Origin of the sequence: Streptomyces sp. NPDC046727, from assembly GCF_040645635.1 — a bacterium.
In the GTDB taxonomy this organism is placed as follows: Bacteria; Actinomycetota; Actinomycetes; order Streptomycetales; family Streptomycetaceae; genus Streptomyces.
The window spans coordinates 189,152-204,298 of record NZ_JBEYYR010000007.1 but is presented as its reverse complement, the minus strand read 5'-3'; the positions used below and the strand labels follow the sequence as shown (position 1 = coordinate 204,298).

Sequence of the window (15,147 nt, the reverse complement as noted above, 5' to 3'; positions counted from 1 at the left end):
ACTCCTCAGGCCATACCCACGTAGGTCGAGCACACAAACCTGACAGGATCCGATGTCTGACGAATCACGTCCTACACCCGCGCAGACTCCCGTCGCCGCCGTGATTCCCGCCGCCGGCCGGGGCGTGCGCCTCGGTCCGGGCGCACCCAAGGCGCTCCGCGCGCTGAACGGCACGCCCATGCTCATCCACGCGGTCCGCGCCCTCGCGGCGTCCCGCCATGTCTCGCTGGTGATCGTCGTGGCCCCGCCGGACGGCGCCGCCGAGGTCAAGTCCCTGCTCGACGCGCACGCGCTGCCCGAGAGGACGGACTTCCTCGTCGTCCCCGGCGGCGAGTCCCGCCAGGAGTCGGTGCGGCTCGGCCTGGACGCCCTCCCGCCGCAGTACGGGATCGTCCTGGTCCACGACGCGGCCCGGCCGCTCGTCCCGGTCGACACGGTCGACGCGGTCATCGAGGCCGTACGCGACGGCGCCCCCGCCGTGGTGCCCGCGCTGCCGCTGGCCGACACCGTCAAGGAGGTCGAGCCCGCGGCCGAGGCCGGCGAGCCGGAGCCGGTCGTCGCCACCCCCGAGCGGGCCCGGCTGCGCGCCGTCCAGACCCCGCAGGGCTTCGACCGGGCGACCCTGGTCCGCGCCCACGAGACCGTCACCGAGAACGTCACCGACGACGCGAGCATGGTGGAGCAGCTGGGGCTGACCGTCGTGGCCGTCCCCGGCCACGAGGAGGCCTTCAAGGTCACCCGCCCCCTGGACCTGGTCCTCGCCGAGGCGGTCCTGGCTCGCCGGAGGCTGAACGATGGATTCTGAGGCCGGCTTCGTGCTGCCCCTGCCCCAGGTCGGCATCGGCACCGACATCCACGCCTTCGAGGAGGGCCGCGAGCTGTGGTGCGCGGGCCTGAAGTGGGAGGGCGAGGGACCCGGTCTGGCCGGTCACTCCGACGCCGACGTCGTCGCGCACGCCGCCTGCAACGCCCTCTTCTCCGCCGCCGGACTCGGTGACCTGGGGCAGCACTTCGGCACCGGCCGGCCCGAGTGGTCGGGCGCCTCCGGGGTCAGGCTGCTGGGCGAGGCCGCCCGGATCGTCCGCGCGGCGGGCTTCACCATCGGCAACATCGCCGTCCAGGTGATCGGCCCCCGCCCGAAGATCGGCAAGCGGCGCACCGAGGCCCAGAAGATCCTCTCCGAGGCGGCCGGCGCCCCGGTGACGGTCTCCGGCGCGACCACCGACGGCCTCGGGTTCCCCGGCCGCGAGGAGGGCCTGATGGCGGTGGCGACGGCACTCGTGGTGCGGGTGAGCTGAGCGCGTGCGAGGGTACCCACACGAGCAGTGATCCCTGGACTCCGGAGGGTACCCATGTCCGCCGTACTGTCCGACCGCCTCAAGTCCGTGCTCGACGGCAAGGTGTTCATCGTCGTCGGCACCCTCCAGCCCGACGGCAGCCCGCAGCTGTCCCCGGTCTGGGTGAAACGCGACGGTGACGACCTCCTCTTCTCCACCACGGTCGACCGGCGCAAGTACCGGAACCTGGACCGCGACCCCCGCGTGACGGTCGTCGTCCTCAACCCCGACGAGCCGTACGAGTACGCCGAGATCCGCGGCACCGCCGAGACGACGACGGACGGCGGCCCCCAGCTCATCGACGAACTGAGCCGCAAGTACACCGGCAAGGACTACGCCGACTTCAACCCGGCCTCGGCCCAGGACGCCCAGCGTGTGGTCGTACGGATCCGGCCACGGAAGGTCGTCGGCAGGCTGTGAGACCCGGCGGGCTGTGAGACACGGCATTCCTCGCCAGTGGGCGCATGGCACTGCCCCGCGCCCACTACCCTGGAGTGGTGACGATTCGCCTGTACGACACCAACGCCCGGCAGATCCGTGACTTCGCCCCGCTCAAGCCGGGCTGTGTCTCGATCTACCTGTGCGGTGCCACCGTGCAGGCGGCACCCCATATCGGTCACATCCGCTCGGGCCTCAACTTCGACATCATGCGCCGCTGGTTCGAGTACCGCGGCTACGAGGTGACGTTCGTCCGCAACGTCACCGACATCGACGACAAGATCATCACCAAGAGCCGCGAGCAGAACCGGCCCTGGTGGTCGATCGGGTACGAGAACGAGCGCGCCTTCAACGAGGGCTACGGCGCCCTCGGTTGCCTGCCGCCGACGTACGAGCCGCGCGCCACCGGCCACATCACCGAGATGATCGAGATGATGCAGGGCCTCATCGAGCGCGGGCACGCCTACGAGGCCGACGGCAACGTCTACTTCGACGTGCGCTCCTTCCCGCGGTACCTGGAGCTGTCCCGGCAGGAGCTGGACAACCTGCTCCAGCCGTCCGGCGAGGGCGAGACCGGCAAGCGCGACCCCCGCGACTTCGCCCTGTGGAAGTCCGCCAAGCCCGGCGAGCCGACCTGGCCGACCCCGTGGGGCCCCGGCCGCCCCGGCTGGCACCTGGAGTGCTCGGCGATGGCCCACAAGTACCTGGGCTCCGCCTTCGACATCCACGGCGGCGGCCTCGACCTGATCTTCCCGCACCACGAGAACGAGATCGCCCAGGCCAAGGCCTACGGCGACGACTTCGCGCAGTACTGGGTGCACAACGCCTGGGTCACCATGGCCGGCGACAAGATGTCCAAGTCGCTCGGCAACAGCGTCCTGGTCAGCGAGATGGTCAAGCAGTGGCGGCCGATCGTCCTGCGCTACTACCTCGGCACCCCGCACTACCGCTCGATGATCGAGTACAGCGAGGAGTCGCTGCGCGAGGCCGAGTCCGCGTTCGCGCGCATCGAGGGCTTCGTCCAGCGGGTCACCGAGCTGGCCGGGAAGACCGTCGAGCCGGCCGCCGAGGTCCCGCCCGCCTTCGCCGAGGCGATGGACGACGACCTGGGCGTGCCGCAGGCCCTCGCCGTCGTGCACACCACCGTCCGGCAGGGCAACAGCGCGCTGGCCGCCGACGACAAGGAAGCCGCCGTCGCCCGGCTCGCCGAGGTGCGGGCCATGCTCGGCGTCCTCGGCCTGGACCCGCTCGACGCGCACTGGGCCGGCGAGTCCGGCGACCGGAGCGAGGACCTGAACGGCGTGGTCGACAGCCTCGTCCGCCTCGTCCTCGACCAGCGCGAGTCCGCCCGCGCCCGCAAGGACTGGGCCACCGCCGACGCCATCCGTGACCAGCTGGGACAGGCCGGACTCGTCATCGAGGACAGCCCGCAGGGCCCGCGCTGGAGCCTCGGCCCGCGCTAGCCCGCGCTTGATCGATTGTGCCGCCCGGCCCTCCGGGCGGCACACTGCATAAGACGTACGTACGACAGCTCACGAAGACAGGTAGGTCATGGCCGCGAACAACCGCCGCATGTCCGGCAAGAAGGGCGCGCAGGTCGGCAGCGGCGGCAAGCGGCGCCGGGGCCTGGAGGGCAAGGGTCCGACCCCGCCCGCCGAGATGCGCAAGGGTCACGCCAAGCAGCGCGCCGCCGCGGCGAAGGCCCGCCGCGCGCAGGGCCGCACGCCGCAGCGCCGGGGCGGCGGCAAGTCCGCCTCCGAGCTGGTCGTCGGCCGCAACCCGGTCGTCGAGGCGCTCCGCGAGGGCGTCCCCGCCTCGACCCTCTACGTCCAGCAGTTCATCGACAACGACGAGCGCGTCCGCGAGGCCCTCCAGCTCGCCGCCGAGCGCGGCGGCATCAACCTGATGGAGGCCCCGCGCCCCGAGCTGGACCGCATGACGAACGGGCTCAACCACCAGGGCCTGGTCCTCCAGGTCCCGCCGTACGAGTACGCCCACCCGGAGGACCTGCTCGACGCCGCCGCCGACGAGGGCGAGGACCCGCTGGTCGTCGCCCTGGACGGGGTCACCGACCCGCGCAACCTCGGCGCCGTCGTCCGCTCCGTCTCCGCCTTCGGCGGCCACGGCGTGGTCGTGCCCGAGCGCCGCTCGGCCGGCATGACCGCCGGCGCCTGGAAGACCTCCGCCGGTACGGCAGCCCGCACCCCGGTCGCCCGCGCCACCAACCTCACCCGGACCCTGGAGTCCTACAAGAAGGCCGGCGTCACGGTGGTCGGCCTGGCGGCGGACGGCGAGGTCGAACTCGGCGACCTGGAGGCCCTGGAGGGCCCGGTCGCCATCGTCGTCGGCAGCGAGGGCAAGGGCCTGTCCCGCCTGGTCGGCGAGACCTGCGACTTCCGGGTCCGCATCCCGATGCCGGGTGGCGCGGAGTCGCTCAACGCCGGTGTCGCGGCGGGCATCGTGCTGTACGAAGCGGCGCGCAGGCGGAGCTGAGGCACGGTCCGGACGGGCCTGAACACCCGTCCGGAACTTCACCCTCGCGGGGTAATTCGGGCGCCCATATGGCGTTCGGGGCCGCTTTGACGGGGTCCGGACACATCCGCCCGCTCCGGGCAGTGTCCTAACGCCACGTCACTCGGTTAGATGAGTGTGGACACCAGAACACCCCGCACACCCACGGGGGACCGCTCGTCGGGATTCCAGTCCGGGCCCGACGACGCTCCCGCGCTGAGCATGGTGAAGGTGCCGAGCGATCCGGCGCAGGTCATCGTCAACCACGCCAGCTTCCGCGTGCAGCTGGGCGCGTCGGCGAAGCGCACCCAATCCGCGCGGATCGCCCGGCACTTGAGCGCCACCCAGGACCCCGCCCGGATGCCCGTCGTGGGCACGGCGGGCCGGGCCGGCGCCGCCGGCCGCCGCCGCCCCGTCGTGTGGAGCGGCAAGTCCGCCCCCGACGACACCGGCGCCCACCGGCTCCTCCAGGCCGTGCGGGGCAGCAGCGTCCGCCACGCCGACGAGCCCGAGGCCGGCGCCACCCAGGTCATCCCGCGCGTCCAGACCGGCTACGCCGATACCTACGACCAGCTCGACCAGACCGTCGAGACACCCGTCGTCGGCCACCAGCGCACCGCCCCCGAGGCCGACGGCACCCGCCTCCTGCCGCACATGCGCACGGTCTCCGGCGCCTACGACGAACCGGCTTACGCCGGCTCCGACTACGAGCCGTACGACACCTACCCGGCCGCCGGCGACCCCGACGCCGACCCCCCGCGCACCGTCAGACGCCAGGGCGACGACCCGGCCCGGCACGCCTACTACCCCGGCCGCCGGCTGAACCTCGGCGTCGTCCTCCTCCCGCTGCGCGTCTTCCTCGGCTTCATCTCGATCTACGCCGGCATGGGCAAGCTCTGCGACCCCGTCTACTTCGACGGCGGCAAGCGCGGCTCGATGGTCACGTGGCTCAACACGCTGCACCCCTGGGACGTGGCCGAGCCGCTGCGCCAGTTCGCCCTGCACCACCCGGTCGGCTCCGGCCTGGTCATCGCCTTCCTCCAGGTCGTCGTCGGCGTCCTGACCGTCCTGGGCTGCTGGCAGCGCGTGGCCGCGGTTGTCGGCGCCCTGCTCTCGGCCGCCCTGATCGTCACCGTCAGCTGGAAGACCGTCCCGGTCTACGACGCGCCGGACATCATCTACCTCGCCGCCTGGTCCCCGCTGATCATCGCCGGCGCCCCCGTCTACTCCATCGACGGCCGCCTCGCGGGCAGCGCGTGGCGGCGGCTCGGCCCCCGCGCCGACATCTGGGAGCTGCGCCAGTACGTCCTGCGCCGGGGCGCGCTGATCACCGTCGTCACCGTCGGCCTCACGCTCCTCATCGGCTCGCTGCTGGGCGGCGCGGTCCGCGACTCCAGCCGCGTGGTCGTGCCCGGCCCCGGCGAGGCCCCGCGCAACCAGCTCCCCGGCTCCGCGCTCCCGCAGGAGCCCGGCAAGCGGCACAAGAAGACCCCGGCGGCCCCCGCCTCGCCGACGGGCGGCGCCACGGCCGGCGCGAGCCCCTCCGGGGCGGCGACGACCCCGGGCGCGAGCCACTCCGTCGGCGCCACCACCACGACGCCCAGCCAGACCCAGGGCACCACGGGCCAGATCCCGCCCCGCCAGGCGCCCCCCACGGGCGGCGCCCCCAGCACCACGGCGGGCCCGACCAGCACCGGCGGCACCAGCACCAGCGGCGGCGCCACGACGGGCGGCGGCAGCACGTCCACGGGCGGCGGCAGCACGTCCACGGGCCAGCCGGGCCTGGTGGGCGGCCTGCTGGGCTGACAGCGCGGCCCCGCGATCGAAGAGGCCCCGTACCTTCCCTGGTACGGGGCCTCTTCCCACGCTCCTGGCTACCGCCCCAGAGCCGCCAGCTCCTTGGCCGCTTCGGTCAGGTCCTTGGCGGTGTCGATGGCCCGCCAGTACGCCCCCTGCGGAATGGGGAACCCCGCCAGCTTCCGTTCCCGGGCCAGCCGGGGAAACGTGGTCCGCTCGTGATCCCCGCGCTCGGGCAGCAGGGAGGAGAACTCGGGCGAGAAGACGTACACGCCCGCGTTGATCTCGAACGTCGACGGCGGCGCCTCGATGAAGTCGGTGATGTGCCCGAACCCGTCGGTCTGCACGGCGCCCCACGGAATCCGTGGCCGGGCCAGTGCCAGGGTCGCGACGGCGCCCCGCTCGGTGTGGAAGTCGGCCATGTCGCGCAGCGAGAACCGGGTCCAGATGTCCCCGTTCGTGGCGTACCAGGGCCGGTCGGGGTGGGGCAGATGGGCCGCGGCGTACCGCAGGCCACCGCCGCGGCCGAGGGGCTCGGACTCCACGACGGTGGTGACGGAGACGGGCAGGTCGGCCGCGTCCAGCCAGTTCTGCAGGACGTCGGCGAGGTGGCCGCAGGAGACCACCACGTCCGTCACGCCCTCCTCGGCGAGCCAGGTGAGCTGGTGGCCGATGATCGGAGTGCCCGTACCGGGGATCTCGACCATCGGCTTGGGCCGGTCGTCGGTGTACGGACGCAGCCGGGAGCCCTGGCCACCGGCCAGGACCACGGCTTGAGTGGGGCGCGACGCGGCGTTCGGATGGGTCATGACCCGCACTGTACGTGGCGCCCCGCCGCCGTGTGCCGGCGGCAATGTGCTCCTGGGGGAGCCGTTACCGACTTCCCACCGGGACTCAGCTGTGCGCGGCCAGGACGCCCGAGGCGAAGGCCGTGTCGCACACCGGGCGGGCGTACGACTGGGCGCGCGAGGCGCCGTAGATGCGCACCGCGGCCCTGCCGAGGGCGCGGGCGATGGAGGTGCAGTGCTCGGCGAGCGACGGGTGGCCGTTCACAGCCTGCTGGAGGTGGGTGAGGACCACCCCCGGGTTCTCCTTCTGCAGCTCGGTCATCAGCTGGTCGCGGAGCACGTCCTGCGGGGCGCGGGTGACCGTCTTGGCGGGCGCTTCCGCCGACGAGACGTCGGAGGCGGCCAGCACCGAGCCGGACGGGCTTCCCGTCCAGTTGACCCGGGTGACCGCGAGGGTCCCGGAGAGCACCAGGACGACGGGCAGGACGAGGGCGAGAGTGCGGCCGATGTGGCGGGCAGGGCCGCCTCGGTGGCCGCGTCGCGTCTGAGGGGTGGTGGAGTGCTTCACGCGTGTGAGGGTAGCGCCCGGTAATGACATGGAGACATTGAGTCACTCTTATGGGGGATGAGAAGGCGCCGCTTTCTGGGTAATGGGTTGACTCCCGCCGCCCGGAATGATCGCTGTGCCGGGGTATCTGCACGCAACGCGAAGGGCCCCGCGGTCCGACCGCGGGGCCCTGTCGTCGAACGGGGTCAGTCGGACAGCCGCTCGCCCGTGGAGGTGGAGAACACGTGGGTCTCGCCCGGCCGCGGCACCACGTGCAGCGTGGAGCCCTTCTCCGGGACCTGGCGGCCGTTGACGCGCACGACCAGGTCCTTGACCTCGCCGCCGACCTCGGCGGTGCCGTAGACGTAGCCGTCGGCGCCCAGCTCCTCGACGACGTTCACGGAGACGGCGAGACCGGCCGGGGCGTCCGCGCTGTCCTTGGTGAGGGAGGCGGCGGCACCCCCGCCCAGCTCGACCACGTCGAAGTGCTCGGGCCGGACGCCGACCGTCACCGTGCGGTCACCCTTGTCGGCGGCGGCCGACAGGGCCTCCCGGTTGACCGGGACGACGCTGTTGCCGAACTTCACGCCGCCGTCGGTGATCGGGACCTCCACCAGGTTCATGGCGGGGGAGCCGATGAAGCCGGCGACGAAGAGGTTCGCGGGCTTGTCGTACATGTTGCGCGGCGAGTCGACCTGCTGGAGCAGGCCGTCCTTCAGGACCGCCACCCGGTCGCCCATCGTCATGGCCTCGACCTGGTCGTGGGTGACGTAGACGGTGGTGATGCCGAGGCGGCGCTGGAGGGACGCGATCTGCGTACGGGTCGACACGCGGAGCTTGGCGTCCAGGTTGGACAGCGGCTCGTCCATGAGGAAGACCTGCGGCTCACGGACGATCGCGCGGCCCATGGCGACCCGCTGGCGCTGACCGCCGGAGAGCGCCTTCGGCTTGCGGTCCAGGTACGGGGTGAGGTCGAGGATCTTCGCGGCCTCCTCGACCTTCTGCCGGATCTCCGCCTTCGGCACGCCGGCGATCTTGAGCGCGAAGCCCATGTTGTCGGCGACCGTCATGTGCGGGTAGAGCGCGTAGTTCTGGAACACCATGGCGATGTCCCGGTCCTTGGGCGGCAGGTGGGTGACGTCGCGGTCACCGATGCGGATGGCGCCGCCGTTGACGTCCTCCAGGCCCGCGAGCATCCGCAGGGAGGTGGACTTTCCGCAACCGGACGGGCCGACCAGGACGAGGAACTCGCCGTCCTCGATCGCGATGTCGAGCTGGTCGACGGCGGGCTTGTCGGAACCCGGGTAGATCCGGGTCGCCTTGTCGAACGTGACAGTGGCCATGGTGAATGGGCCCCCTTCTACCGGCAGGAACGTGCCGGACGATCCGTTGTAGGAAGGTGGTTGGTGTAGTCCACCGGAGTGAACTGGGTCAGGACGCTACCTGCCGTTCAGCCCGTCTGTCAGCACTTGGACGACGGTGAACTTCGCGGAAATTTTCGACAGGGCCGCGCCGGGACGTGGGTACACTGCACAGGCACGTACGCGTCACGCGCGTACAGGCCTCCTTAGCTCAGCTGGTCAGAGCGCCGCTCTTGTAAAGCGAAGGTCGTCGGTTCGAATCCGACAGGGGGCTCGTGCCGCCCGGGCGGGACCGTGTCCCGCCCGGGCTTTCTCATGCCAGCCTGTGGGCGATCTCCAGCTGGCGGGCCTCGATCGGGCGGCCGTCCTCCGCGTCCCACAGGGCGTTCTGCAGCAGCCGGCCGAGGGTCCAGGCGCGGGCCCGGTCCCGGTCCAGGCCGAGGACGTCGGTCATCGCGTCGAAGCGCCAGCGGACCTCGGCCGCGTCGAAGCGGTTGTCCAGGGCGGGCCACAGTTCGAAGCCGGGGTCGCCGGCCAGCGGCTTGGGGTCGATGGCGAGCCAGTCGGCGCGGCCGGCGGCGAGGACGTTCTCGTCGTGCAGATCCCAGTGCAGGAGCCGGTCGCCGGGCTCGTGCGCGACCTCGCGGACGGCGGCGGCGCAGTCGGCGACGGTCCGGCGGGTCGCGGGGTCGGGGATGCGCTTCAGTGCCCAGGGGGTCCGCTCCAGCATGGCCTGGGCGATGTCGCCGAGCCGGCGCAGTCCGGGCGGGGCCGGGAAGGAGGTCAGATGGGCCAGGAGCCGGGCGATGACCAGGACCGCCTCGCGGGTGTCGGCGAGGCCGGACAGCATCCGGGACTCGTCCAGGCGCTCCAGGAGCATGGTGCCGGTGTCCGGGTCGTGGTCCAGGAGGCGTACCGCTCCGTCGCCGTCCCAGGTCCGCAGGGCGACGGGTTCGCCCTCGCTCTCCTCGTCCCGCAGCTGGAGCTTGAGGACCGCGCGGAGGCCGTCGGCGCGGACGACGGGCAGGACCAGGGCGCTGACGCCGTTCATCGACGGCCCGTCGAGCCGTAGCCGCCAGCGGTCCAGGAAGCCCGTCGCGAGGTCCGGCAGCGCGGCGATGAACGCCCGGCCCGCCGCGCCGTTGTACGTCTCCTGTGCCTCGGCCAGCTCGTCGGGGATGTCGATCACGCGTCGGACGATACCCGCGTGCGTGAATCGGATCATGCGAATTGTCCGGGGTCCGAGCGGGGTGTGGGCGTACGTCCGCCGTGCTCCCGGCACCTACGTGTGGCTGGGGATCCTGTTCGTGACGACGGTGGCGCTGCACCACATGTCGCCGGAGTTCGAGCAGCACTTTCTGCTGCGGCGGTCCACGAACATCCACGAGCTGTCCCGCAACCCGGTGCGGGTGCTGGTGGCGAGCGCGATGTGGATCGACGGCGGGCACTGGGTGCCGTACGCCTTCCTGTACTCGGTGTTCCACGCACGGGCCGAGCGCTGGCTGGGCACGGCCCGCTGGCTGGCGGTGTGCGCGCTCGCCCATGTCCTGGCCTCGCTGATCAGCGAGGCGATGCTGCTGGCGGCGATCCGCAAGGGCATGGCCCCGCACGCGGCGGCCAACACCCTGGACATCGGGGTGAGTTACGCGCTGGCCGGGGTGATCGCGGTGCTCGGGTACCGGATCGCGGCACCCTGGCGGTACGCGTATCTGCTGGTGGTGCTGGCCGTGTTCGCGCTGCCGCTGGCCGCCGGACCGGCCTTCACCGACTTCGGGCACTTCGTCGCCATGCTGCTCGGCCTCGCCTGCTATCCGCTGGTCAGGGGGCGCGGAAAAGCATGGAATCCGAAGGAGACACTGGCCGGGCTCAGGGGTTAACGTCCCGGCCATGAGCAGCTGGGCAAGCGGTGTCGTCAACGGTGGCATCTCGTACTGGTACGCGGACGACGGTCTTCCGGCGGTGCGGGAGCCGCTGTCCGGGGACGCGTCCGCCGATGTCGTCATCGTCGGCGGCGGATACACGGGCCTGTGGACGGCGTACTACCTGAAGAAGGCGGCGCCCTTCCTCCGGATCACGGTGCTGGAGCAGAAGTTCTGCGGGTACGGCGCCTCGGGCCGCAACGGCGGCTGGCTGTACAACGGGATCGCGGGCCGGGACCGGTACGCGAAACTGCACGGCCACGAGGCCGCCGTACGGCTGCAGAAGGCGATGAACGACACCGTGGCCGAGGTCATCGCGGTCGCCGAGGCCGAGGGCATCGACGCCGACGTCCACCGCGGCGGTGTCCTGGAGGTCGCCACCACACCCGCCCAGCTGTCCCGCCTGAAGGCGTTCCACGAGCACGAGCTGGCGTACGGCGAGAAGGACCGGGAGCTGTACGGCGCCCGGGAGACGGCCGAGCGGATCCGGATCGCGGACGCGGTCGGCTCGACCTGGACCCCGCACGGGGCCCGGCTGCACCCGGTGAAGCTGGTCAAGGGGCTCGCGGCGGCCGTGGAGGCACTCGGCGTCACCCTCCACGAGTCGACGCCGGTGACGGAGATCGGCCCCAAGCGCGCGGTCACCCCCTATGGCACCGTCCGCGCCCCCTACGTCCTGCGCTGCACGGAGGGCTTCACCGCGTCCCTGAAGGGCCAGAAGCGGACCTGGCTGCCGATGAACTCCTCGATGATCGCCACCGAGCCGCTCACCGAGGAGCAGTGGGCGGCGATCGGCTGGGCGGGCCGGGAGACCCTCGGCGACATGGCGCACGCCTACATGTACGCCCAGCGCACGGCCGACGGCCGGATCGCGCTCGGCGGGCGCGGGGTGCCGTACCGCTTCGGCTCGCGCACCGACAACGACGGCCGCACCCAGCAGGCGACCGTCGAGGCGCTCCGGGAGATCCTGACCCGCTTCTTCCCGTCCCTGGCGGGGGTGCGGGTGGAGCACGCCTGGTCGGGTGTGCTGGGCGTCCCGCGCGACTGGTGCGCCACGGTGACGCTCGACCGTTCCACGGGTCTCGGCTGGGCCGGCGGCTACGTCGGCTCCGGTGTCGCCACCGCCAACCTGGCCGCCCGCACCCTGCGCGACCTGGTCCAGCAGGACTCCGGCCAGGGCGGGCGGACCGAGCTGACCGGCCTGCCGTGGGTCGGCCACAAGGTCCGCAAGTGGGAGCCGGAGCCCTTCCGCTGGCTGGGCGTCCAGGCCATGTACGCCACCTACCGCACCGCCGACCGGCGCGAACGCCTCCACCCCGGCACGGAGTCCTCACGGCTGGCGAAGGCGGCGGACCGGGTGGCGGGCCGGCACTGACCCGGTACCCGGTCGCTCACGGCTCCAGCACCACCTTGCCGACCGTGCCGCGCCGCTCCAGCGCCCGGTGCGCGTCGGCTGCCCGGGCGAGCGGGAAGCGGGTGACGGCGGGGCGCAGCCGGCCTCGGGCGGCCTCGGCGAGGGCGCGCAGTTCCAGCGCGCGCAGGCCGCCCGCCCTCCGCAGCATCTCCGGGCCGAGCACCGACTCGGAGACGCCTTCGACGAGGTACGCCCGGCCCTCTCCGATGCCCTCCGCCGACCAGCCGAAGACGAGGTGCCGGCCGCCGGGGCCGAGGAGGGCCACGGCCTGCCGGGCGACGTCGCCGCCGACGCCGTCGTAGACGATCGTGGCCGCCCGGCCGCCGAGGTGGGCGCGGACCTCGGCGGGCCAGTCGGGGCCGGTGTAGTCGACGGCGAGGTCGGCGCCGTTCGCGCGCACGCGGGCGGTCTTCTCCGGGCCGCCCGCGAGTCCGATCACGGCCGCGCCGGCGTTCTTGGCGTACTGCACGAGGAGCGTGCCGATGCCGCCCGCCGCGGCCGGTACGACCACCACGTCGTCCGGTCCCGGCTCGGCGAACTGCGTGATGCCGAGGGTCGTACGGCCCGTGCCGATCATGGCGACGGCCGCGGCGAGGTCCAGGGTCTCCGGGACGTCGTGCAGGCGCTCGACCTCGGTGACGGCGCGTTCGGCGTACCCGCCGGGCGCGGTGCCGAGATGGGCCACCACCCGCCGGCCGAGCCAGTTCCCGGGCACGCCGTCGCCGAGCGCGTCGACGACCCCGGCGACCTCCCGGCCGGGCACGGTCGGCAGGCTCGGCGGCTCGGGCAGCGGGCCCTGGTGCCCCTCCCGCAGGGCCGCGTCGAGCAGGTGGACCCCGGCGGCGGCGACCGCGATCCGCACCTGGCCGGGGCCCGGGACCGGGTCCGGCACCTCCTCGTAGGTCAGGTTCTCGGCCGGGCCGAAGGCGTACAGGCGGACGGCGTGCATGGGACCCCCCGGGGCTACGGCGCCGAGCGGTGGCTCGTCGCCGACGGACACTTCGTGCCCCACCCTCCGACCTCAAGCGTGCTTGAGGTCAAGGGCGGGCCGGCCGAGGATCAGGGAGACGGCGGTGACCGCGCTGTTGAAGGACACCTCCGACAGCACGCCCGGGGCCGCCACGTGGTCGCCCGCGAGGTAGACCCCGTCGCCGCGGTCCACGGCCGGCCGGTCCCGCCAGCTGCGGCCCGGCAGGTCCACGGCCCCGGTACGGCCGTCCGCCACGGCCTCCCGCCGCCAGGTCACCCGCTCCCGCCACCCGCGGAACGCCAGGTCGAGCAGCTGCTCGGCGCGGGCGAGGCCGTCGGCCCGGCTCTCGCCGGGCCCGACCGGGATCTGGCCCTGGATCAGCTGCTCCCCGGCGGGTGCGAGGGACGGATCCTGCGCGGTGAACCGCTCGATCCAGCCCGGGGCGTCCAGGTCGGAGACGGCGAAGGCGTCACCGCGCCGGGTGCGCAGCGCGAGGTCGACGAGGACGGTACGGCCGCCGGGCCAGGTCAGCGAGTCGTCGCGGAGCAGCCGCCGGGCGGCGGACAGGGAGGTGGCGACGACGACGGGGGTGTCGGTGGGCAGGGTGTCGACACGGGACGTGGTCTCGACCCGGACGCCGAGGTTCCAGGCCCGCGCGGCCATCCGGTCGATGACGGATCCCCAGCCGCCGCGCGGGTAGTGCGCCTCCGGAGGCAGCTTGGTGGCCCGGCGCAGACGCTCCTGCACGAAGGCGGCGGACAGGCTGCCCGGGTCGTGGTGGAAGAGGGCCACGGCCGCGTAGTTGGCCGCGGCGCGGGCGGCCTCCTCCCCGGCGACGCCGGTGGCCCAGCCGAGGAAGTCGGCGTCGACGGGGGCCGGGCCGAGCCGCGGGCGGAGCAGCTTGAGCAGGGCGAAGGGCGGGGTGCGGCGCAGCACGCCGTGGTGGCGCAGCCGCAGCCGGGCGGCCTCCAGGGGCGGCAGGGGAGCGAGGGGGCCGATCAGGTCCCGCTGCCGGAGCCAGGCCCAGTGCGGTCCGCCGGAGTAGAGCGCGTGCGGGCCCTCGTTGGTGCGGTACGGGCCCTGCGCCGTCCGCGCCCGCCCGCCCAGGGTGTGGTGGGCCTCGTACACGGTGACCTTGGCGCCGGCCTCGGCGGCGGTGATCGCGGCGGTGAGTCCGGCGAAGCCGCCGCCGATGACGGTGATGCGGTGCATGGAGTCTCCCTGGGGTCGGTTCACCTGCTCCGCGACTACGACGGACCGGGCCCCGCGGAATGTGACATCCCGGCGTCCTCCCAGCTCAGGACGGATTGTCAGTGGCGGGGTGCAGCATGGGCGCATGGTGAGGCGAGCGACGGGAAGCCGGCCGGAGGGCCGGGCGGCGGTGAAGAGCGCGCGGCGGCCGGAGGTGCGGCTGCCGCCCCTGGAACCCTGGGCCGAGGGGGAGTTGGAGCCGGACGGGGACTACGACGGTCTGGAGTTCCGGGAGCTGGACCTGGCCGGGCAGGACGGCGCGGGCGCCCGGTTCATGGACTGCGCGCTGACGGGCTGCGCCGTGGACGAGACGGCGCTGGGCCGTGCCCGGGTGCTGGACTCGGTCCTGACCGGGCTGCGCGGCGTCGGCACCCGGCTCGCCGAGTCCACGTTCCGGGACGTCGAGCTGGTCGACCCGCGCCTGGGCGGCACCCAGATGCACGGTGCCGTGCTGGAGCGGGTCGTGATCCGCGGCGGCAAGATCGACTACCTGAACCTCCGCGAGGCCCGCCTCAAGGACGTCGTCTTCGAGTCCTGCGTCCTGGTCGAGCCGGACTTCGCGGGCGCGCATCTGGAGCGCGTCGAGTTCACCGACTGCGCCCTGAAGGGGGCGGATTTCGGCGGCGCCACGTTGAAGGACGTGGACCTGCGGGGTGCCGCCCCGCTGGAGATCACGCGGGGCCTGGACCGCATGTCCGGGGCGGTGATCAGCACCGGACAGCTACTGGACCTGGCTCCGGTGCTGGCGGCGGAACTGGGCATCAGGGTGGTGTGAGCGGGCTGAGGAGATCTCCATGTATGAGGGGGGTGAGCA

At 73.1% G+C, this 15,147-nt stretch carries 15 protein-coding genes and 1 tRNA gene; 10 read left to right on the top strand and 6 right to left on the bottom strand.

Features of this window, described 5'->3' with window-relative positions:
- The first annotated feature begins 52 nt into the window (after positions 1–52).
- The 6 genes from ispD (at position 53) to ABZ937_RS11415 (ending at position 6,092) form a co-directional block, all read left to right on the top strand.
- Complete coding sequence (gene ispD, locus ABZ937_RS11440; protein WP_361689139.1) at positions 53–805, top strand: 2-C-methyl-D-erythritol 4-phosphate cytidylyltransferase; 753 nt, start codon at positions 53–55, stop codon at positions 803–805.
- On the top strand, positions 795–1,298 hold the full coding sequence (gene ispF, locus ABZ937_RS11435) for a 2-C-methyl-D-erythritol 2,4-cyclodiphosphate synthase (protein WP_361689136.1): 504 nt from the start codon (positions 795–797) through the stop codon (positions 1,296–1,298). Before ispD ends, ispF begins: the two co-directional genes overlap by 11 nt.
- 54 nt (positions 1,299–1,352) lie before the next feature.
- A complete protein-coding gene (locus ABZ937_RS11430; RefSeq protein ID WP_361689133.1) occupies positions 1,353–1,757 on the top strand; it encodes a PPOX class F420-dependent oxidoreductase in 405 nt (134 codons plus the stop codon).
- 77 nt (positions 1,758–1,834) lie between these two features.
- Entirely contained in the window at positions 1,835–3,238 is a 1,404-nt protein-coding gene (cysS, locus tag ABZ937_RS11425) for a cysteine--tRNA ligase (protein ID WP_361689130.1), read from the top strand.
- Between the two features lie 88 nt (positions 3,239–3,326).
- Complete coding sequence (gene rlmB, locus ABZ937_RS11420) at positions 3,327–4,268, top strand: 23S rRNA (guanosine(2251)-2'-O)-methyltransferase RlmB (protein ID WP_361689127.1); 942 nt, start codon at positions 3,327–3,329, stop codon at positions 4,266–4,268.
- A 150-nt stretch (positions 4,269–4,418) separates the two neighbouring features.
- Entirely contained in the window at positions 4,419–6,092 is a 1,674-nt protein-coding gene (locus tag ABZ937_RS11415) for a DoxX family membrane protein (protein ID WP_361689124.1), read from the top strand.
- Between the two features lie 68 nt (positions 6,093–6,160).
- Here ABZ937_RS11415 and ABZ937_RS11410 read toward each other — a convergent pair whose 3' ends face one another.
- The 3 genes from ABZ937_RS11410 to ugpC form a co-directional block, all read right to left on the bottom strand.
- Positions 6,161–6,892, bottom strand: a complete 732-nt coding sequence (locus tag ABZ937_RS11410; RefSeq protein ID WP_361689121.1) for a nucleotidyltransferase family protein — start codon at positions 6,890–6,892, stop codon at positions 6,161–6,163.
- Between the two features lie 85 nt (positions 6,893–6,977).
- A complete protein-coding gene (locus tag ABZ937_RS11405) occupies positions 6,978–7,439 on the bottom strand; it encodes a hypothetical protein (RefSeq protein ID WP_361689118.1) in 462 nt (153 codons plus the stop codon).
- A 185-nt stretch (positions 7,440–7,624) separates the two neighbouring features.
- Positions 7,625–8,761 (bottom strand): sn-glycerol-3-phosphate ABC transporter ATP-binding protein UgpC, encoded by a 1,137-nt coding sequence (gene ugpC, locus ABZ937_RS11400; protein ID WP_361689115.1) that lies wholly within the window; start codon positions 8,759–8,761, stop codon positions 7,625–7,627.
- 218 nt (positions 8,762–8,979) lie between these two features.
- Here ugpC and ABZ937_RS11395 point away from each other — a divergent pair.
- A tRNA-Thr gene (locus ABZ937_RS11395) sits at positions 8,980–9,053 on the top strand.
- 39 nt (positions 9,054–9,092) lie between these two features.
- On the opposite strand, the gene ABZ937_RS11390 is transcribed toward ABZ937_RS11395, so the two are convergent.
- Positions 9,093–10,004, bottom strand: a complete 912-nt coding sequence (locus tag ABZ937_RS11390) for an aminoglycoside phosphotransferase family protein (RefSeq protein WP_361689112.1) — start codon at positions 10,002–10,004, stop codon at positions 9,093–9,095.
- Here ABZ937_RS11390 and ABZ937_RS11385 point away from each other — a divergent pair.
- Together ABZ937_RS11385 and ABZ937_RS11380 are read left to right on the top strand one after the other, a co-directional pair.
- Complete coding sequence (locus ABZ937_RS11385; protein ID WP_361689109.1) at positions 10,003–10,656, top strand: rhomboid-like protein; 654 nt, start codon at positions 10,003–10,005, stop codon at positions 10,654–10,656. The genes ABZ937_RS11390 and ABZ937_RS11385 overlap by 2 nt on opposite strands.
- A 10-nt stretch (positions 10,657–10,666) precedes the next feature.
- Entirely contained in the window at positions 10,667–12,073 is a 1,407-nt protein-coding gene (locus tag ABZ937_RS11380; protein WP_361689106.1) for an FAD-binding oxidoreductase, read from the top strand.
- A 16-nt stretch (positions 12,074–12,089) separates the two neighbouring features.
- Here ABZ937_RS11380 and ABZ937_RS11375 read toward each other — a convergent pair whose 3' ends face one another.
- Both ABZ937_RS11375 and ABZ937_RS11370 read right to left on the bottom strand, forming a co-directional pair.
- Positions 12,090–13,061 carry a zinc-binding dehydrogenase gene (locus tag ABZ937_RS11375; RefSeq protein WP_361689103.1) on the bottom strand — a complete coding sequence of 324 codons (972 nt, stop codon included), beginning with the start codon at positions 13,059–13,061 and terminating at the stop codon, positions 12,090–12,092.
- 72 nt (positions 13,062–13,133) lie between these two features.
- The gene (locus ABZ937_RS11370; RefSeq protein ID WP_361689100.1) at positions 13,134–14,294 is read right to left on the bottom strand and encodes an FAD-dependent oxidoreductase; all 1,161 of its coding nucleotides are present in this window, start codon (positions 14,292–14,294) and stop codon (positions 13,134–13,136) included.
- A gap of 124 nt (positions 14,295–14,418) precedes the next feature.
- Here ABZ937_RS11370 and ABZ937_RS11365 point away from each other — a divergent pair, with 124 nt between their 5' ends.
- Positions 14,419–15,108 carry a pentapeptide repeat-containing protein gene (locus ABZ937_RS11365; protein WP_361689097.1) on the top strand — a complete coding sequence of 230 codons (690 nt, stop codon included), beginning with the start codon at positions 14,419–14,421 and terminating at the stop codon, positions 15,106–15,108.
- Positions 15,109–15,147 lie beyond the last annotated feature (39 nt).